The following is an 18,521-nucleotide window of genomic DNA, read 5'->3' as shown; positions in this document are numbered from 1 at the left end:
CGGCGTCCGGAGCCCTTGTGACGTAAGGGTCTCGGGTCTACGCGCGTCGCGCCGCCCGGCCAGCAATCCCGCCCGAAACCCCCGGTAGTCTGGAGTTCCCCCGCCTCACGAAGACACCACCGGGAGTGCCAGTGGCACGCGTCGTAGTCGACGTCATGCTCAAGCCGGAGATCCTCGACCCCCAGGGACAGGCGGTGCAGCGTGCGCTGCCCCGTCTCGGATTCACCGGGATCGCCGACGTCCGCCAGGGCAAGCGCTTCGAGCTGGAGCTGGAGGGCCCGGTCGACGACGCCGTGCTCGCCCGTATCCGCGAAGCCGCCGAGACCTTTCTCGCCAACACCGTGATCGAGGACTTCACCGTCCGCGTCGAGGAGGAGGCGAAGTGACCACCCGCGTCGGCGTCGTCACTTTCCCCGGCTCGCTCGACGATCGCGACGCCCGTCGTGCGGTCCGCCTGGCCGGCGCCGAGCCGGTCGCCCTCTGGCACCGTGACAAGGATCTCCACCAGGTCGACGCGGTCGTCCTGCCGGGCGGATTCAGTTACGGCGACTATCTGCGCTGCGGCGCCATCTCCCGCTTCTCGCCGGTGATGGACACCGTCATCGAGCAGGCGAAGCTGGGAATGCCGGTTCTCGGTATCTGCAACGGCTTCCAGGTGCTCTGTGAATCGCACCTGCTGCCGGGCGCCCTCACCCGCAACGACTCGCTGCACTTCGTCTGCCGCGACCAGAAGCTGCGGATCGAGAACAACGGCACTGCCTGGACCCGGGATTACGCGGTCGGCCAGGAAATCGTCGTGCCGCTGAAGAACGGCGAGGGCCGCTTCGTCGCCGACGAGCGCGTCCTCGACGAACTGGAGGCGGAGGGCCGTGTGGTCGCCCGTTACCTGGACGTCAACCCCAACGGTTCGTACCGCGACATCGCGGGCATCACCAACGCCGCCGGCAATGTCGTCGGCCTGATGCCGCACCCCGAGCACGCCGTGGAGCCGCTCACCGGTCCCACCACCGAGGGCCTGGGCTTCTTCACTTCCGTCCTGAAGCAGCTGGTGAACGCCTGATGAGCCTCGACACCGTCAAGAACGCCGAGCAGACCCCGGACGCCGGCCAGCCCTGGGCCGAACTCGGCCTCAAGAAGGACGAGTACGCGCGGATCCGGGAGATTCTGGGCCGCCGTCCGACCGGCGCGGAACTCGCCATGTACTCGGTCATGTGGTCCGAGCACTGTTCGTACAAGAGCTCCAAGGTCCACCTGAAGCAGTTCGGCGAGAAGAAGCCGGAGACCGACGCGATGCTCGTCGGCATCGGCGAGAACGCCGGTGTGGTCGACGTCGGCCAGGGTTACGCGGTCACCTTCAAGGTCGAGTCGCACAACCACCCGTCGTACATCGAGCCCTACCAGGGCGCGGCCACCGGCATCGGCGGCATCGTCCGCGACATCCTGGCGATGGGCGCCCGCCCGGTCGCCGTGATGGACCCGCTGCGGTTCGGCGCGGCCGACCACCCGGACACCCGGCGCGTGCTGCCCGGCATCGTCGCGGGCATCGGCGGCTACGGCAACTGCCTGGGCCTGCCGAACATCGGCGGCGAGGTCGTCTTCGACTCCTGCTACCAGGGCAACCCGCTGGTCAACGCCCTGTGCGTGGGCGTCATGAAGCACGAGGACATCCACCTCGCGCAGGCCACCGGCGCCGGCAACAAGGTCATCCTGTACGGGGCCCGGACCGGCGGCGACGGCATCGGCGGTGTCTCGGTGCTCGCCTCCGAGACCTTCGACGCCACCGGCCCGGCCAAGCGCCCGGCCGTCCAGGTCGGCGACCCGTTCCAGGAGAAGCTCCTCATCGAGTGCACCCTGGAGATCTTCCGGGAGAAGCTCGTCAAGGGCATCCAGGACCTCGGCGGCGCCGGCCTGTCCTGCGCCACCAGCGAGTTGGCCTCGGCCGGCTCCGGCGGCATGCGGATCGAGCTCGACACCGTGCCGCTGCGCGACCACACGCTCTCGCCCGAGGAGATCCTCATGAGCGAGTCGCAGGAGCGCATGTGCGCCATCGTCGAGCCCGACAAGGTCGACCGCTTCCTGGAGATCTGCGAGAAGTGGGACGTCATCGCCACCGTCATCGGTGAGGTGACCGAGGGCGAGCGCCTGGAGATCTTCTGGCACGGTGACCTGGTCGTCGACGTGCCGCCGCGCACCGTCGCCCACGAGGGCCCGACCTACGAGCGCCCCTACGCCCGCCCGAGCTGGCAGGACGCGCTGCAGGCCGACGCCCCGACCGCCGAGCGGCTGGCCCGCCCGACCACCGGCGAGGGCCTCAAGGCAGACCTGCTCAAGCTCGCCGGTCACCCGAACCAGGCCTCCAAGTCCTGGATCACCGACCAGTACGACCGCTACGTGCTCGGCAACACCGTGCTCTCGGTCGGCGAGGACTCGGGCATGATCCGGATCGACGAGGAGACCAACCTCGGCGTCTCGGTCGCCACCGACGGCAACGGCCGCTACACCAAGCTGGACCCGTACACCGGTGCCCAGCTGGCCCTCGCCGAGGCGTACCGCAACGTCGCGGCCGGCGGCGCCAAGCCGCTCGCGGTCTCCGACTGCCTCAACTTCGGCTCCCCCGAGGACCCGGACGTGATGTGGCAGTTCGCCGAGGCCACCCGCGGCCTGGCCGACGCCTGCCTGACGCTCGGCACCCCGGTCACCGGCGGCAACGTCTCGCTCTACAACCAGACCGGCGAGGTCGCCATCCACCCGACCCCGGTGGTCGCGGTGCTCGGTGTCATCGACGACGTCACCCGCCGCACCCCGGTGGCCTTCGCCGAGGAGGGGCAGCTGCTCTACCTGCTCGGCGACACCGAGGACGAGCTGGGCGGCTCGGCCTGGTCGCAGGCGGTCCACGACCACCTGGGCGGTCTGCCGCCCAAGGTCGACCTGGAGCGCGAGCGCCTGCTCGGCGACATCCTGATCGCCGCCTCGCGCGACGGCATGATCGACGCCGCGCACGACCTCTCCGACGGCGGCCTCGGCCAGGCCCTGGTGGAGAGCTGCCTCAAGGGCGGCCACGGCGCGCGGATCATCGTGCCCGAGGGCCAGGACCCGTTCGTGTTCCTGTTCTCCGAGTCGGCCGGCCGCGCGGTCGTCGCGGTGCCGCGCAGCGAGGAGCTCCGGTTCAACGACATGTGCACCGCGCGCGGTCTGCCGGCCACCCGGGTCGGCGTGGTCGACGGCGACGTGCTGGACGTGCAGGGCCTGTTCACCGTCTCGCTGGCCGAGCTGAAGGACGTCCACACCGGCGTCATCGAGGCTCTGCTCGCCTGACCGGGCTGTGCTGAGGGGCGGACGGTTCTGCGGAACCGTCCGCCCCCCGGCGTATGTTGGGGCGCATGCCTGCCAAGTCCCGTACGTACCAGCACTCCAAGGTCAGCGCCGCGCTGGCCGAGCAGACCGTCGCGCTGCGCGACGCCGTCCGGGAGTTCTGCGCCCGCCCGGACGCGGCGGAGCTGCTCGCCCGGCCCACCCGGCTGGGGGAGTGGCGGGTGCGCGAGCTGGTCGCGCACCTCGCCGTCCAGATCGACTGGGTACCCGCGCACCTCGGCGACCCGCTGGAGGGCCGTCCGCCGCTCGACCTGCTGGCGTGGGTCGCCCGGGTCGGCACGGTCGCGCCGCTGCTCGACGGGCAGGCGCGGGAGAAGGCCGCGGGCGAGTTCGGCGGTGAGCCGGCCTCGGTGGCGGAGGCCTTCGCGCGGGCCGCGGACGGGCTCGTCGACGCACTGGACGGGGAGGACACCCGGATCCCGGGCCGGCGGTTCGAGATCCGGCTCGGCTCGATGACGCTCACCGACATGCTGGTGACCCGGCTGGTCGAGACGGTCGTGCACGCCGACGACCTGGCCGACGCGCTCGGCCGGGCGGACTTCCCGCACGCCCGGCAGGCGGTCGCCGCCGTCACCCGGCTGCTGGCCGACGCCTTCGCCGACCAGGCACCCGGCGGTGCCGTCGAGCTGCGGATCCCGCCGTACGCGGTGGTGCAGGCCGTCGAGGGGCCGCGGCACACCCGGGGCACCCCGCCGAACGTGGTCGAGACCGATCCGCTCACCTGGATCCGGCTGGCCACCGGCCGGACCGGCTGGGCGGACGCGGTGGAGGCCGCCGCGGTGTCGGCCGGCGGCGAGCGCAGCGACCTGCGCGGTCACCTGCCGGTCCTGGGCTGAGCCCGCCGGCCCGCGGCAGCCGGCCTGCGGTCGGCGGTCGGCGGTCGGCGGTCGGTCAGGGACGCAGTTGCGCGGCGAGCCGTTCGGTGGCCCTGCGCAGCGGTTCGCCGGTCAGGGCGGGCTCGGTCGGGGCCTCGCCGGTGGTCTGGGTGAGGGTCAGCGCGAGGTCCCCCTTGCCGCGGACGGCCGGTCGGGAGACGCCCACCAGACCCCCGCCCGGGGTGACCTTGGTCTGGCCGGTGGCGGGCTGCCGGTCGGCGAAGTCCTGGAGCTGGTCCACACCGAGGTTCCCGAACCGCTGGATGTGCGGGAGCATCAGGCTGATCGCCGGGCCGTGCTCCGCGAGGGCCAGCAGGTCGACCCGGACCGGAGTGGCGCCGGCCGTGAAGTGGCAGGTCACCCATGCCCTTGCGGGCGTGGCCGGGATCGAGGGTATCCCCGCGGGCGGGGTGGCCCCGGAGGGCCAGGGCTGGGCCGGGACCTCCGCCTCGACCTCGGCCTCGGCCGTCGGGTGCCCCTTGGCCCCGGCGGTGACCGGGAGGTCCACCCCGGCCCCCTTGAGGGCCGCCGCGAGGTCCAGGCCGAACGGGCAGGGGCCGGACTCCGACAGGTCCTGGGCGGTCGACCGGGCCTGGTCGTAGGAGAGCCGGCCCGCGCCGGCCGCGCCGGTGCCGCCGCCGTCGGAGCCGCAGGCGGCCGTGCCGAGCAGGAGTCCGGCGGTGCCCGCGAGGGCGAGCAGCCGGTGGCGGGAGGGGGCGGGGCGCGCAGCCGCGGAACGGGCGGTCGCGAGGCGGTCGTCGGTCGGGGCGGTTGCGCTGATCATGGCGCCAGCCTACGGCCGGAGCCGTTCCGGCCGTACGCCGAACGTGTCTCAACTCCGTCCCGTTCCAGGCAGGTTCAGGAGACTGCGGGACCGCCCAGGTAGGTGCCCTCGGGGCTGTACGGCCAGGCGTTGGGCACGCAGCCCTTGAGGCCGTAGATCTGCTGCATCATGGCCGGCGCGGGCTTTCCCTGGCCCGGGCAGGTCTCGTGGCCGTGGCCGATCCGGTGGCCGACCTCGTGGTTGACGATCAGTGCCCGGTACTCGTCGATCGGGCCGCTGAACTGGGGGGACCCGATCGTCCAGCGCTTGACGTTGACCAGCACCTGGTTGCCGACGTTGCAGTTCACCTCGCCGCGGGTGTCCAGTCCGGCGGCGCCGCAGATCCTGTCGACGGTGGCGGGTGAGGCGATCTTCACGGTGAAGTCGTAGGCGCCGCCGGACACCAGTTGGAAGCCGTTCCTGCGGTCGTTGGTCCAGCCGCGCTTGTCGGCGAGGATCGCCTGGACCTGTGCGGCGGCGGCCGGCGGATCGATGCCGATGCCGTCCTCGACCTCGACCCGGTAGCGGCGGACGGTGCCCTTGCCGACCGGGGCGGCGGAGCCCTGGGCGACGGTGAAGGTGCCCGTGCCCTTGAAGCCGGGGTCCGGCGTGGTCGGTTCCGGTGTGGGTGTGGGTGCGGCGGTCGGCGTCGGGGTGGGCGTCGGGGTGGGCGCGACGGGGGCGGCTGCCGGGGCCGCCGGAGGGGTCGGGGCGGGGGCGTTGCCGTCGGCCGGGGCCACCCGGCCCTGGGCGGTCCGGTCGGCGCCGGGCAGGGCGTCGGGGCGCTTCAGGACGAACAGCGTGCCGCCGAGTATCGCCACCGCGGCCACCAGGGCCGCGACCATGCCGGGCCCGAGCCGCCGGCGGGGCCTGCTGCGGCGGCGCGAGGACGACCGGGGGCGGGGAGCCGTGCCGCGCCGTGCGGTGCCGGGCCCGGAGGTGCGGGCGCGGGCCCGACGGGCACCGTTCGTGCCGGAACCACGGGGGCGGTCGCCGCGGGGGGTGGGGCTGGCTGCTGGCACGGTGGAGCTTCCTGTCGACCCGTGGGGCCGCGGAACCTCGAACCGATGCGCCCCCCTCGCCCGCCCACCCTGACACGGTGGACCGACGGGTGTCCACGTTCCGGGTGGGCGGAGCGGACGAAACCGCCCCTGCTGCCCGTCCGGGCAGCAGGGGCGGTCGTCCGGCGCGTCGGGTGTTGTCAGCCGAGTGTGGCGGCGGCGGTCGGCGAGCTGTCCCGGAGGAACTGCAGGCAGCGCTCCGCCTCCTCCTTCTCCTCGATCGCGCCGGCGGCCCGCCCGAGCGCGTGCAGCGCCCGCAGGAAGCCGCGGTTCGGCTCGTGCTCCCACGGCACCGGGCCGTGGCCCTTCCAGCCGGCCCGGCGCAGCGCGTCCAGCCCGCGGTGGTAGCCGGTGCGGGCGTACGCGTAGGACTCGACGGTGCGGCCGGCGGCGTAGGCGTCGTCGGCGAGCTGGGCCCAGGCGAGGGAGGAGGTCGGGTACTTCGCCGCGACCTCGGCCGGGGAGGCGCCGCCGGCCAGCAGCTCCAGCGGAGCGGGCTCGGCGGGCAGGTGGGTCGGAGGCGGACCCCCGAGGAGGTCCTTGTGAATGGTCATGCCCCCCAGTGAACCACTGGGGGGCATGACCGCAGACCCTGCCGTCGGGCGGGACCCTACTTCAGGCGGTTGCCGGCCGAGCGCAGCTGCTTGGCGGCCTCCAGCACGCGGGCGGCCATGCCCGCCTCGGCGAGCTTGCCCCAGGTGCGGGGGTCGTAGGTGTTCTTCTTGCCGACCTCGCCGTCGACCTTCAGGACACCGTCGTAGTTGCGGAACACGTGGTCCACGACCGGGCGGGTGAAGGCGTACTGGGTGTCGGTGTCCAGGTTCATCTTCACGACACCGTTCTCCAGCGCGGTGGCGATCTCCTCGGTGGTCGAGCCGGAGCCGCCGTGGAAGACGAAGTCGAACGGGTCGTTCTTGCCGTACTGCTTGCCGATCGCGTCCTGCAGCTCGCGCAGCAGCTCCGGCTTCAGCACCACGTTGCCCGGCTTGTAGACGCCGTGCACGTTGCCGAACGAGGCCGCCAGCAGGTAGCGGCCCTTCTCGCCCAGGCCCAGCGCCTCGGCGGTGCGGACGGCGTCGTTGACGGTGGTGTACAGCTCGTCGTTGATCTCGTGGGTGACGCCGTCCTCCTCGCCGCCGGTCGGGGTGATCTCGACCTCAAGGATGATCTTGGCGGCGGCGGCCTGGGCGAGCAGCTCCTGGGCGATCGCCAGGTTGTCGGCCAGGGTCTCGGCCGAGCCGTCCCACATGTGCGACTGGAAGAGCGGGTTCCGGCCCTGGGCCACGCGCTCGGCGGAGACCGCCAGCAGCGGCCGGACGTAGCCGTCCAGCTTGTCCTTCGGGCAGTGGTCGGTGTGCAGCGCGACGGTGATGTCGTACTTGGCGGCGACGATGTGCGCGAACTCGGCGAGCGCGACGGCGCCGGTCACCATGTCCTTGTTGTGCTGGCCGCCCAGGAACTCCGCACCACCGGTCGAGATCTGGATGATGCCGTCACTCTCGGCCTCGGCGAAGCCGCGCAGCGCGGCGTGCAGGGTCTGCGACGAGGTCACGTTGATCGCCGGGTAGGCGAACTTTCCCGCCTTGGCCCGGTCCAGCATCTCGTTGTAGACCTCGGGAGTTGCGATGGGCATGCGAATCCGCTCCTGTCGGGTTTTGCGGCGTACGGACGGTGCTGTCCGACGCTGTGTACGCCTGGTGACGACTCCGGGGTACCAGGGCCTATGCGCGGCTCTGCGGTGCGGCCTGCCGGTACCAAGGTTCGAGGCAACCGCCGCGGGTCGGCCATGAGGGTGGTGCCACCGCGGACCGGGCGCCCGTGCCATCTTCCCAGAACGCCCACCGGCTCCACCATGTGGCCCGCCAGTCGGGACGGCGGGCCTCCCCGGGCGCTCCCCGGGGAGGCCCCGGGGTGCCGCGGGACACCCCGCCGGGGTGTCCCGCAGGGGTGTGCGGCGGGCGCGGAGCGGCATGCGACGAAGGGATGAGGGCCCGCTCAGCCCCGGGCGCGAAGCTTTGGTAAAGACAAGCCCGCTATTCTGCGCCCGTGGACTACAACCAGCTGGCCGTCAATCTGCTCGACGCCAAATCACTGATCTCGTCCCTCGGTGCCATCGGGCTGATCGCGATCATCTTCGCGGAGACCGGCCTCCTGGTCGGGTTCTTCTTCCCGGGTGACTCGCTGCTCATCATCGCGGGTGTCGCCGCCTCGGACGCCGCTTCGTCGGTCCTCGGCGAAGGCACCCGGCTGCCGATCGCGACTCTCCTGATCGGGGCCCCGATCGCCGCCATCGTCGGCGCCCAGCTCGGGCACCAGATCGGGGTGAAGGTCGGGCCGAAGATGTTCGACAAGCCCGAGTCGAAGATCTTCCGCCGCGAGTACGTGCTGAAGGCCGAGGAGTACTTCAACAAGTTCGGGCCGGGCAAGGCCGTCGTGCTCGCCCGCTTCATGCCGATCGTCCGGACCTTCCTGAACCCCGTCGCGGGCACCCTGGAGATGCCGGCGAAGACCTTCTTCCTCTGGAACGTCATCGGCGGCGTGCTCTGGACCGAGTCGATGCTGCTGATCGGCTACTTCTTCGGCGACGCGCTCGCCCCGGTGATCGACAAGTACCTGATCCCGGCGGTGCTGCTGATCGTGCTGCTCTCCGTCTCGCCGATCCTCATCGAGATCGTGCGCGAGCGCCGGAAGAAGAAGGCCGGCGGCGCCGCGGCCGAGGACGACGAGGCCGTCCAGGCCGGCGGCGGACGGCACCGGCGCGGCTGAGGCCCGAAAGCGACGAACGGCCGGGGCCCGGTCCTGTTTCACGTGAAACAGGACCGGGCCCCGGCCGTTCGGTTGCGGTGCGGAGGGAGCGGGCGGGCGGGGTCGCCGCCAGACGGCGGACCCGGGCTCAGAGGCCCAGGTCCTCCAGGGTGTACGCGGTGACGTACGGCAGGCCGGCGGCCTCGATGGCGGGGGCGGCGCCGCGCTCGACGATCACCGCCACGCCGACCACCTCGGCGCCAGCCTCGCGCAGCGCCTCGACGGCGGTCAGCACCGAGCCGCCGGTGGTGGAGGTGTCCTCGACCGCCAGCACCCGGCGGCCCTTGATCTCCGGGCCCTCGATGCGGCGCTGCAGGCCGTGCGCCTTGCCCGCCTTGCGGACCACGAAGGCGTCCAGCTCACGCCCGCGCGCGGCGGCGGCGTGCAGCATCGAGGCGGCCACCGGGTCGGCGCCCAGCGTCAGCCCGCCGACGGCGTCGTACTCCAGGTGGGAGGTGGCGTCCAGCATCACCCGGCCGACCAGCGGGGCGGCGCGGCCGTCCAGCGTGATCCGGCGAAGGTCGACGTAGTAGTCGGCCTCCTTGCCGGAGGAAAGGGTGACCTTGCCGTGGACGACGGCCTTGTCCTTGATCTGTGCCAGCAGGGCGTCGCGGTCGTTGCTCATGAGCGTCCAGTCTAGGGGGCGGCCCCCGGCTAACGGCGGCGCAGGGCCCTGACCAGCACCACCGCGCCGCCCAGCAGGGCCACACCGCCGCCGATCACCCACGGCACCGCGCTGCGACCGCCCACGCCCGGCACCACGATCCCGCCGGCGTCGCCGCCCCAGCGGGAGGCCGCGCGGGCCCGGGCGCTGCGGGCCGGCAGGGCGGGCGCGTACGGGCCGCGCGGCGGGGCGTGGTCGACCTCCTCGGCGGAGCGGCCGACGATGCTGCGGCGGACCGGGCCGCCGAGCACGGGGTCCTGCTCGTACTCGAAGGGCAGCTCGGAGGGGAGGTCGGCGGAGACGGCCTCCTCGGCCCCGGCCCCGGCGGCGGTGCGGTCGGGCTCGTCGACGTCACCCACGGGGAGGCCGAAGCGCTCGGCGTCGGCGTCGGAGAAGGCGATCAGGTCGGAGAGGTCGTCGTCGAGGTCGTCGCCGGGCTCGCCCTGGCGGTCCTCTTGGTGGTCCTCCAGGAACACCACGGTGGCGGTGCCCGGCGGCTCCTCGTCGTCCTGGCCGCCGTCCTCGACGTCATCGGCGTCATCGACGTCATCGGGCTCCTCGGCGTCCTCGGCGTCCGGGCCGTCCTCGGCGTCCCCGGGGCTCCCGGGGTCCTCCGCGGCGGGCTCCCGGGCCGCGCCCGGAGCCCCGTCCGCGCCCACGGCCGCCTCCTCGTCCTCGTCCGGGACGACCTCCGGCGCGCCGTCGGGGGAGGCGAGGGCGGCGGCGAACCGGTCCAGCAGCCGGCGGCCGGTCGCGGCGAGGGTCTCGTCGTCGAACTCGGTCAGCCGCCCCGAGGCGGTCAGGTCGCCGGTGAAGCGGACCACCGCCGTGCCGTCCTCGGCGCCGTCGGCGACGCTGACCCGGACGGTGGCGGTGGCCTCGCCACTGCCGCGGGCCTCCTGGCCCTCGGCGAACGCGGTCAGCACGCCCTCGCGGCCCTCGATCAGTGAGAGACCACCCTTGTAGGTGATGGTGGAGGTGCCGATCCGCAGCTTCAGCCGCCCGGCGATCTCGTCGGCCGGGCCGCTGCCGACGGCAGCCGGTTCGGTGCTCAGCCCCGGCACGGAACGCGCCAGCAGCGCCGGATCCTGCAGGGCCTGCCGGACCAGCCCGGCCGGCATCGGGACGACAACCTCATGCTCCATGTCAGGGAGCCTACCGACCGAACCCGTTCCGGGCCCCGCCCTGTCCCCCAGCTGTCGCCCGAGCCCCGCCCCGGGGCCGTTCCGGGTCGGGGCCCCGGGCCCGGAGCGGCCCCGTACGGGCGCCGGGGCCCCCGTACGGGCTCCGGGCGCCGGAGGGGCTCAGCGGGGGCCGAGCAGGGTCAGGGCGGCGGGTGGACGGGCGGGGCGGGCCGCGGCGAGGCGGGCCGCGGACGCGCGGAGGGCGTCGGGGGTGAGGGCGCGCGGGGGCGGCGCGTCGGGGGCGAGCGAGAGCGGCGGCTGGGCGGCGGCGGCGAGCAGGAAGGTCTGGTCACCCTCCGGTCCGGGGCGGCAGCTGGCCGTCGCGCTGCCCGCGACCGCGTACGGGACGGTCCGCAGGCCGGCGGCGCGCAGGCCCGACTCGACCTGCCAGAGGCCGTGCCGGCTGCCCGGTTCGCCGCCGCCCCGGACGGCGAGCCGCCCCCCGGGGGCGAGCAGCCGGGTGGTGAGGCCGTAGAACTCCTGGGAGTGGAACTTCGCCGGGCCGCCGTCGGCGGGCGCCGGCAGGTCGGCGAGGATCACGTCGAAGGACCGGCCGGGAGCGGGGCGGGTGGTGCGCAGCCACTCCAGCGGGTCGGCCTCGGCGGTGCGGACCCTGGGGTCCTCCAGCGAGTGCCCGGAGAGGGCGGCGAGGGCCGGGTCGGTCCGGGCCAGCCGGGGGAGCGCCGGGTCGGGATCGACGACCAGCACCGAGCGGACCCCGCCGTGCCGCAGCACCTCCCGCAGGGCCAGCCCGTCGCCGCCGCCGAGCACCAGGACCCGGCCGTCCGGGCCGGCTCCCATCGCGGGGTGGACGAGGGCCTCGTTGCCCCGGTACTCGTCCGGCCCGCAGACCGCCAGCCGGCCGTCCAGGTAGAGCCGGAGCGGGCCCTCGGCGGGGCCGGTGAGCACGACCTCCTGGTACCGGCCGTGGGCGTACCGCACCTGCCCGCCGTACAGCGCCTGCCGGGCGGCGCGTTCGACCGCGCCGGACCAGGCGGCGGCCGCGGCGAGCACCGCGAGCACCAGGGCGCAGCCGCCCCAGAGCATCAGCCGGACCCTCGGCGCCGGTTCCTCGCGGAAGAGCCAGAGCACCACGGCGGAGCCGGCCACGGCGTTGACCGCGCCGGTGACCAGGGCGCCGCTGCCGGGCCCGAGGGCGGGCAGGATCAGGAACGGGAAGGCGAGCCCGCCGATGAGCGCGCCCACGTAGTCGGCGGCGAAGAGGTCGGCGACGGCCCGTCCGGCGTCCTCCCGCCGGATCCGTTGGACGAGCGTCATCAGCAGGGGGATCTCGGCGCCGATCAGCACGCCGATCAGGCAGGTCATGCCGACCATGGCGGCCTGGTAGCGGCCGATCCAGGCCCAGCACGAGTAGAGCGCCAGGACGGAGAGGCCGCCGGTGAGGGCGAGGGCGCACTCGACCAGGGCGAAGGCGGTGGCCGGGCGGCTGGTGAACCGCTTGGCGAGCAGTGAGCCGAGGCCCATCGCGAACACCATGACGGAGAGGACGACGGAGGTTTGGGTGACCGAGTCCCCGAGCAGATAGTCGCCGAGCGCCACGAGTTCCAGCTCGTAGACGAGTCCGCAGGCCGCGCAGACGAACGCGGCCAGCAGGACGGCCAGTCGGGCGAGCCGCGGGCGGGAACGCAGCCGGCACCGACGGCGGGCTGGCAGGGGGGTCAGGCTCCGCCCGAGCCGGGGTGGGCTGCCGTCGTCGAGGTCGAGGCCCGGCTGTGCGGGGGGCGGACCGGCCGGATGGTTGATCACGAACAAACGCTAGGCGACGTTCGGGACGGACGGCTGCGCCCATTCGACGGACAGCTAGGCGTGACAGGTTGACGAATCGTTCCTGCGTACGAATGAAAGATCGACGGCAGGGCTATGGAGGGCTCGGTCGTCGCGGTCACCGGAGGACCACCAGCGAGGACCGGGTGCAGACCAGCTGCCCCTCCTGCGGGTAGGCGTGCCAGGTGCGCCAGAGCAGCCGGTCCGCGCCGCCCTGGGTGACCAGGGCGGTGAAGGCGCTGGGGTCTCCGGGGAAGACCCCGGCCAGGCCGCGCGGGTGCCCCTCGACCAGTGCCAGCAACTCCTGGGCGCGGGCGGCGAAGTCGTGGGGCGGCAACGCCTCGATCCGGGCCGCGAACTCGTACTCCCAGCCGTCGACCTGTTTGGCGACCCGGGCCGGCAGCGGCGTTCGGCGACCGGGCAGGCAGGCGACGGTCTCCAGGCAGTGGCCCGGGCCGGCGGTGATCACCACCTGGTGCGAGGCGCCCAGCAGCCGCAGCTGGAGGGTGCCGGGCGGGCCGGGGTGGCCGGGGCCGTCGAGTCTCAGGTCGCGGACCGCGAGAGCGGGCAGCGGGTCGCCGCCCAGGCACCAGGCCAGGTCACCCGCGCGGGTGTCCGTGTAGGAGGTCTGCAAAGTGGTGAGCATGCTCGGCTCCGCGTTTCAGCTCCGTGCGCGCCCGCCGAGCAGCAGCGAGTTGGCCTAGGCAAGGGCGAGGCTGTTCGTGGCTGTGCGGTCCAGGGCGCGGCCGACCGTGGAAGGAAGGATTCCGGCTGGAGATTCAGCAGCAGAGAAGCACGAATACGCCGGGTCCGTCGGTGATTTACCCAACTTTGTCAAGCATTCACCGTTTCGAGCACATCTGCTTCCCTGCTCTGATCGACCCGGTGTGCGACTATGCACCGCGCGCGCCCCTCGCCCCGGATCGCACGCCGTGTGAGCTGCTCATGCGCTGTTCACACGACCTGTACGCCCCCTGCCCCGCCGCGCCCGGCGCACGGCGCCGGGCCGTCATCGTGGCATGCCGCCGGGGCAGCGGAAACTGCCCGACCGGCAGGGAAAGCCCTTACCGTTCAGGTGAGTTGACGAATCGTCGGAACGTGCGAGAGGTCCCGCAGATCGGTCAGAGCCGGGCGAGCCGGGTGACCGCCTCCTCCAGGACCTCGACCTTCTTGCAGAAGGTGAAGCGGACGAGCGAGCGGCCCGCGTCCACGTCGTCGTAGAAGACCGCGTTGGGGATCGCCACCACGCCGCACCGCTCGGGCAGCGTGCGGCAGAACTCGATGCCGTCCTTCTCGCCCAGCGGAGTGATGTCGGTGGTGATGAAGTAGGTGCCGGCCGGCCGGAACACCCGGAAACCGGCGGCGCCCAGCCCGTCCGCGAGCAGATCCCGTTTGTGCAGCAGATCCGCGCGGAAGTCCGCGAAGTAGTCGTCGGGCAACTGCAGCGCCTCGGCCACCGCGTACTGGAAGGGTCCCGCGCTGACGTAGGTCAGGTACTGCTTGGCGGTGCGCACCGCCGCGACCAGGGGCGCCGACGCGGTGACCCAGCCGACCTTCCACCCCGTGAACGAGAAGGTCTTGCCCGCCGAGGAGATGGAGACGGTGCGCTCGCGCATGCCGGGCAGGGCGGCGACGGGGTGGTGGGCGCCGCCGAACACCAAGTGCTCGTAGACCTCGTCGGTGACCACCAGGAGGTCGCGCTCGACGGCGAGTTCGGCGACCGCGCGCAGCTCCTCGGGGGTGAGCACCAGGCCGGTGGGGTTGTGCGGCGAGTTGAGCAGCAGCAGCCGGGTACGCGGGGTGACCAGTGACCGGAGCCGGTCCAGGTCGGGGCGGAAGTCGGGGGCACGCAGCGTGAGCGGGACGCGGACGGCGCCCGCCATCGCGATGCAGGCGGCGTACGAGTCGTAGAACGGCTCCAGGGCGATCACCTCGTCGCCCGGCTCCAGCAGCGCCAGCAGCGTGGCGGCGATCGCCTCGGTGGCGCCCGCGGTGACCAGCACCTCGGTGTCCGGGTCGTACGCGAGGCCGTAGAAGCGCCGCTGGTGACCGGCGATCGCGGCGCGCAGCTCGGGGACCCCGGGGCCGGGCGGGTACTGGTTGCCGAGCCCCTCGCGCAGCGCACGGACGGCGGCCTCGCGCACCGCCTCCGGCCCGTCGGTGTCCGGGAACCCCTGGCCGAGGTTGATCGAACCGGTCGCCACGGCCAGCGCGGACATCTCCGCGAAGATCGTGGTGCCGAGTCCCTCCAGCCGGCGGTTCAGCAGCGGCCTCGCACCCATCACGGCTCCTCACACCTCGTGGTCGACCCCCATCCTCGGGCCAGGGGAGGGCCCGGGACAAGGACGGCCCGCCGGGAACGGCGCCGGCCCGCCACCGGAGTGCCGGTGGCGGGCCGTGGCGGAGGGCCGGAGGCGGGGGATCAGGCCTCGTCGGTGCCCTCGGAGGGCTTGCCCTCGCCGTCCTCGCCCTCGATGTCCTTCTGCAGGCCGAGGCGCTCGACGATCCACTGCTCGAAGCCCACCGCGGCCTGGGTCCAGTTGGCGGTGGTGGTGACGAAGTAGTCCAGGTTGACGCCGGTGCCGACGATCATCTGGGCCTCACCGATCAGCCGGACGACGCCGTCCTCGTGGGTGTGCGTGTAGACCTTGGGCCAGAGGGTCTCGCGGTTCCACTCGTCGATCAGGTCGAGGATCTCGGCCTTGTCCTCAAGGGGGTACGAGCGGTCGTAGAACGCGCGGACGGCGAAGAGTTCCTTCTGCTCACCGCGGAACATGTAGTAGACGCGGAAGCCCTCCCAGGGGGCGGTGAGGTCGCCCTCCTCGTCCACGACGTGCTTCAGCTGCATCTGGTCGAGGAGCTGGCCCACCAGGGCCTGGTCCGGGACGATGATCGGCGGCGGGCCGTCCGGACGGCCGCCCTGACCGCCCGGCTGCCCGCCCTGGGGGACACCGAACGACGGGATGGACGACGGGTCGATGCTCATAGGGTCCTCTTCCTCAGTGCACGTGGTGGTCGGCAATGAGAGGCCGCCCTTCCACCTCCCATCCTGCCTCATCGGGGCCCTGCCTCACAGGGGAGACCACGCTCCGGCCGGGCATGGCCGGATCATGGCGCACCCCCGGTGACCGGACCCGGTCACCGGGGGTGCGCGCGGCAGGTCACCGGGGGTGGCGGGCCCCGCTGACCGGGTCCGACGAGGTCCGCCGGCGCTACTTCTCCAGTGGTCCGCGGGCCCGGACGGTGAGGCGGTCGGTCTCGTCGTCCCGGTCGACCAGGACGGTGTCGCCGTCGTGCACCTGGCCGGCCAGGATCGCCCTGGCCAACTGGTCGCCGATCGCCGACTGCACCAGCCGGCGCAGGGGCCGCGCGCCGTACGCCGGGTCGTAGCCGGTGAGCGCGAGCCAGTCGCGGGCCGCCGCGGAGACCTCCAGGGTGAGCCGCCGCTCGCGCAGCCGGGCACCGAGCGCGGCCACCTGGAGGTCGACGATCCTGCTCAGCTCGGCGGTGCCGAGCGGGTCGAAGACCACGATGTCGTCGAGCCGGTTGAGGAACTCCGGCTTGAAGGCGGCCCGGACGGAGTCCAGGACGAGGTCCTTCTTCCGCTCCTCCGGGGTGGCCGGGTCCACCAGGAACTGGCTGCCCAGGTTGGAGGTGAGGATCAGGATCGCGTTGCGGAAGTCCACCGTGCGGCCCTGGCCGTCGGTGAGCCGGCCGTCGTCCAGCACCTGGAGCAGGACGTCGAAGACCTCGGGGTGGGCCTTCTCCACCTCGTCCAGCAGCACCACGCTGTACGGCCGGCGGCGGACCGCCTCGGTGAGCTGGCCGCCCTCCTCGTAGCCGATGTACCCGGGCGGCGCGCCGACCAGGCGGGAGACGGAGTGCTTCTCGCCGTACTCGCTCATGTCGATGCGGACCATGGCCCGCTGGTCGTCGAAGAGGAAGTCGGCGAGGGCCTTGGCGAGTTCGGTCTTGCCGACGCCGGTCGGGCCGAGGAAGAGGAAGGAGCCGGTCGGGCGGTCCGGGTCGGCGATGCCCGAGCGGGTCCGCCGGACCGCGTCCGAGACGGCCTGCACGGCCTCTGCCTGGCCGATCAGGCGGCGGCCCAACTCCTCCTCCATGCGCAGGAGTTTGGCGCTCTCGCCCTCCAGCAGCCGGCCGGCCGGGATGCCCGTCCAGGAGGCGACCACGTCGGCCACGTCGTCCGGGCCGACCTCCTCCTTGACCATCGAGGCGGAGCCGTCCTGGGCGGCGGCGCGCTCCTGGGCGTCGGTGAGCTCCTTCTCCGCGGCCGGGATCTCGGCGTACATCAGCTTGGAGGCGCGTTCGAAGTCGCCGTCCCGCTGGGCGCGTTCGAGCGCGCCGTGCAGGTCGTCCAGCTGCTCCTTGAGCTCGCCGACCCGGTTGAGGCTCTTCTTCTCCTGCTCCCACCGGGCCGTGAGCACGCTCAACTGCTCGTTCTTGTCGGCGAGATCGCGGCGCAGCCGGGCCAGCCGGTCGACCGAGGCCGGATCCGACTCCTTCTCCAGCGCCAGCTCCTCCATGCGCAACCGGTCGACGGAGCGCTGGAGTTCGTCGATCTCGACCGGCGAGGAGTCGATCTCCATCCGCAGTCGGGAGGCGGCCTCGTCGACCAGGTCGATCGCCTTGTCGGGGAGGAACCGGGAGGTGATGTACCGGTGGGAGAGCGTCGCCGCGGCGACCAGCGCGGCGTCCGCGATCTGCACCTTGTGGTGCGCCTCGTACCGGCCCTTGAGGCCGCGCAGGATGGCGATCGAGTCCTCGACGCTGGGTTCGCCGACCAGCACCTGCTGGAACCGGCGCTCCAGGGCCGGGTCCTTCTCGATCCGCTCCCGGTACTCGTCGAGGGTGGTGGCGCCGACCATCCGCAGCTCGCCGCGGGCCAGCATCGGCTTGAGCATGTTGCCGGCGTCCATCGCGGAGTCGCCGCCGGCGCCCGCGCCGACCATGGTGTGCAGCTCGTCGATGAAGGTGACGACCTGGCCGTCGCTCTGCTTGATGTCGTTGAGGACGGCCTTCAGCCGCTCCTCGAACTCGCCGCGGTACTTGGCGCCGGCCACCATCGCGCTGAGGTCCAGCGAGACCAGGCGCTTGCCGCGCAGCGACTCCGGCACGTCGCCGGCCACGATCCGCTGGGCCAGGCCCTCGACGACGGCGGTCTTGCCGACGCCGGGCTCGCCGATCAGCACGGGGTTGTTCTTGGTCCGGCGGGAGAGCACCTGGACCACCCGGCGGATCTCCTGGTCCCGGCCGATCACCGGGTCGAGCTTGCCGTCCCGGGCGGCCTGGGTGAGGTCGGTGCCGTACTTCTCCAGTGCCTTGTAGGTACCCTCCGGGTCCGGCGAGGTGACCCGGCCGCTGCCCCGGACGTCCTTGAACGCGGCCAGCAGGGCCTTGGCGGAGGCGCCCTGCTGCACCAGCAGCTCGGCGACCGGCCCGCCCTCGGCGGCCAGGCCGACCAGCAGGTGCTCGGTGGAGACGTACTGGTCGTCGAGGTCGTCGGCGCGCCGGCCGGCCTCGGTCAGCACCGCCAGGGTGTCGCGGGCCAGTTGGGGCGCGGCGACGGTCGAGCCCATCGCGCTGGGCAGCCCGGTCAGCAGGCGGCGGGCCTCGGCCTCGACCCGCGACACGTCGGCGCCGACCGCCTCCAGCAGCGGCCTGGCGATGCCCTCGGGCTGTTCCAGCAGCGCGATCAGGATGTGCACCGGCTTGACGTCCGGGTTCCCCGCGCCCCCGGCCTGCCGGATCGCGGCGGACAGGGCGTCCTGCGTCTTGGTGGTGAACTTGCTGGCGTCCACTGCTGGGGTGTCCTCCCTTGTCGTGCGTTGGTTCTGCTCTCTACAGCATGCACTAAGTTGAGTCTATTCCGCTCAACTTTCAGATGAACGGTCGGGGCGCCCGTGCGGGGCGGGTCTCCGGGCCCCCGCGGCC

At 73.1% G+C, this 18,521-nt stretch carries 16 protein-coding genes; 5 read left to right on the top strand and 11 right to left on the bottom strand.

Translation table 11 applies throughout. The annotated features are described in order from the left end of the window. The first annotated feature begins 131 nt into the window (after nt 1-131). From purS to PUR56_RS07730, 4 genes are all read left to right on the top strand, one after another. Nucleotides 132-386, top strand: coding sequence for a phosphoribosylformylglycinamidine synthase subunit PurS (purS, locus tag PUR56_RS07745; protein WP_329884864.1), 255 nt, complete (start codon nt 132-134; stop codon nt 384-386). Beyond that, on the top strand, nt 383-1,060 hold the full coding sequence (purQ, locus tag PUR56_RS07740; RefSeq protein ID WP_329948354.1) for a phosphoribosylformylglycinamidine synthase subunit PurQ: 678 nt from the start codon (nt 383-385) through the stop codon (nt 1,058-1,060). The genes purS and purQ overlap by 4 nt, the downstream gene beginning before the upstream one ends. Beyond that, entirely contained in the window at nt 1,060-3,315 is a 2,256-nt protein-coding gene (gene purL / locus PUR56_RS07735; RefSeq protein ID WP_329884866.1) for a phosphoribosylformylglycinamidine synthase subunit PurL, read from the top strand. The genes purQ and purL overlap by 1 nt, the downstream gene beginning before the upstream one ends. Nucleotides 3,316-3,380: 65 nt before the next feature. Further along, nucleotides 3,381-4,208: a maleylpyruvate isomerase family mycothiol-dependent enzyme gene (locus PUR56_RS07730; RefSeq protein ID WP_329948353.1), complete on the top strand. Its 828-nt coding sequence runs from the start codon at nt 3,381-3,383 to the stop codon at nt 4,206-4,208. Nucleotides 4,209-4,263: 55 nt separating this feature from the next. Here the strand turns inward: PUR56_RS07730 and PUR56_RS07725 are convergent, their stop codons facing one another. From PUR56_RS07725 to fbaA, 4 genes are all read right to left on the bottom strand, one after another. Continuing rightward, on the bottom strand, nt 4,264-5,031 hold the full coding sequence (locus PUR56_RS07725; RefSeq protein ID WP_329948352.1) for a hypothetical protein: 768 nt from the start codon (nt 5,029-5,031) through the stop codon (nt 4,264-4,266). A gap of 74 nt (nt 5,032-5,105) precedes the next feature. Continuing rightward, nucleotides 5,106-6,092: a DUF3152 domain-containing protein gene (locus PUR56_RS07720; protein WP_329948351.1), complete on the bottom strand. Its 987-nt coding sequence runs from the start codon at nt 6,090-6,092 to the stop codon at nt 5,106-5,108. A gap of 179 nt (nt 6,093-6,271) precedes the next feature. Next, on the bottom strand, nt 6,272-6,685 hold the full coding sequence (locus PUR56_RS07715; protein WP_329884870.1) for a DUF3151 domain-containing protein: 414 nt from the start codon (nt 6,683-6,685) through the stop codon (nt 6,272-6,274). A gap of 56 nt (nt 6,686-6,741) precedes the next feature. Beyond that, nucleotides 6,742-7,764, bottom strand: coding sequence for a class II fructose-bisphosphate aldolase (gene fbaA, locus PUR56_RS07710; protein ID WP_329884871.1), 1,023 nt, complete (start codon nt 7,762-7,764; stop codon nt 6,742-6,744). A gap of 413 nt (nt 7,765-8,177) precedes the next feature. On the opposite strand from fbaA, the gene PUR56_RS07705 reads away from it, so the two are divergent. Then, on the top strand, nt 8,178-8,897 hold the full coding sequence (locus tag PUR56_RS07705) for a DedA family protein (RefSeq protein WP_329948350.1): 720 nt from the start codon (nt 8,178-8,180) through the stop codon (nt 8,895-8,897). Between the two features lie 127 nt (nt 8,898-9,024). On the opposite strand, the gene pyrE is transcribed toward PUR56_RS07705, so the two are convergent. From pyrE to clpB, 7 genes are all read right to left on the bottom strand, one after another. Next, nucleotides 9,025-9,561, bottom strand: a complete 537-nt coding sequence (gene pyrE, locus PUR56_RS07700) for an orotate phosphoribosyltransferase (protein WP_329884873.1) — start codon at nt 9,559-9,561, stop codon at nt 9,025-9,027. A gap of 29 nt (nt 9,562-9,590) precedes the next feature. Then, nucleotides 9,591-10,745 (bottom strand): hypothetical protein, encoded by a 1,155-nt coding sequence (locus PUR56_RS07695; RefSeq protein ID WP_329948349.1) that lies wholly within the window; start codon nt 10,743-10,745, stop codon nt 9,591-9,593. 159 nt (nt 10,746-10,904) lie between these two features. Further along, a complete protein-coding gene (locus PUR56_RS07690; RefSeq protein WP_443034455.1) occupies nt 10,905-12,551 on the bottom strand; it encodes a polyamine aminopropyltransferase in 1,647 nt (548 codons plus the stop codon). 136 nt (nt 12,552-12,687) lie between these two features. Continuing rightward, nucleotides 12,688-13,215 carry a DUF2617 family protein gene (locus tag PUR56_RS07685; protein ID WP_329884875.1) on the bottom strand — a complete coding sequence of 176 codons (528 nt, stop codon included), beginning with the start codon at nt 13,213-13,215 and terminating at the stop codon, nt 12,688-12,690. Between the two features lie 475 nt (nt 13,216-13,690). After that, a complete protein-coding gene (locus tag PUR56_RS07680) occupies nt 13,691-14,851 on the bottom strand; it encodes a pyridoxal phosphate-dependent aminotransferase (protein ID WP_329884876.1) in 1,161 nt (386 codons plus the stop codon). Nucleotides 14,852-14,991: 140 nt separating this feature from the next. Beyond that, a complete protein-coding gene (locus PUR56_RS07675; RefSeq protein ID WP_329884877.1) occupies nt 14,992-15,555 on the bottom strand; it encodes a YbjN domain-containing protein in 564 nt (187 codons plus the stop codon). A gap of 226 nt (nt 15,556-15,781) precedes the next feature. Continuing rightward, on the bottom strand, nt 15,782-18,388 hold the full coding sequence (gene clpB / locus PUR56_RS07670; protein ID WP_329948348.1) for an ATP-dependent chaperone ClpB: 2,607 nt from the start codon (nt 18,386-18,388) through the stop codon (nt 15,782-15,784). Nucleotides 18,389-18,521: the final 133 nt, after the last annotated feature.

The organism is Streptomyces sp. BE303 (assembly GCF_036290945.1).
Taxonomy (GTDB): domain Bacteria; phylum Actinomycetota; class Actinomycetes; order Streptomycetales; family Streptomycetaceae; genus Kitasatospora.
This window is presented reverse-complemented; position numbering and strand designations above follow the sequence as displayed.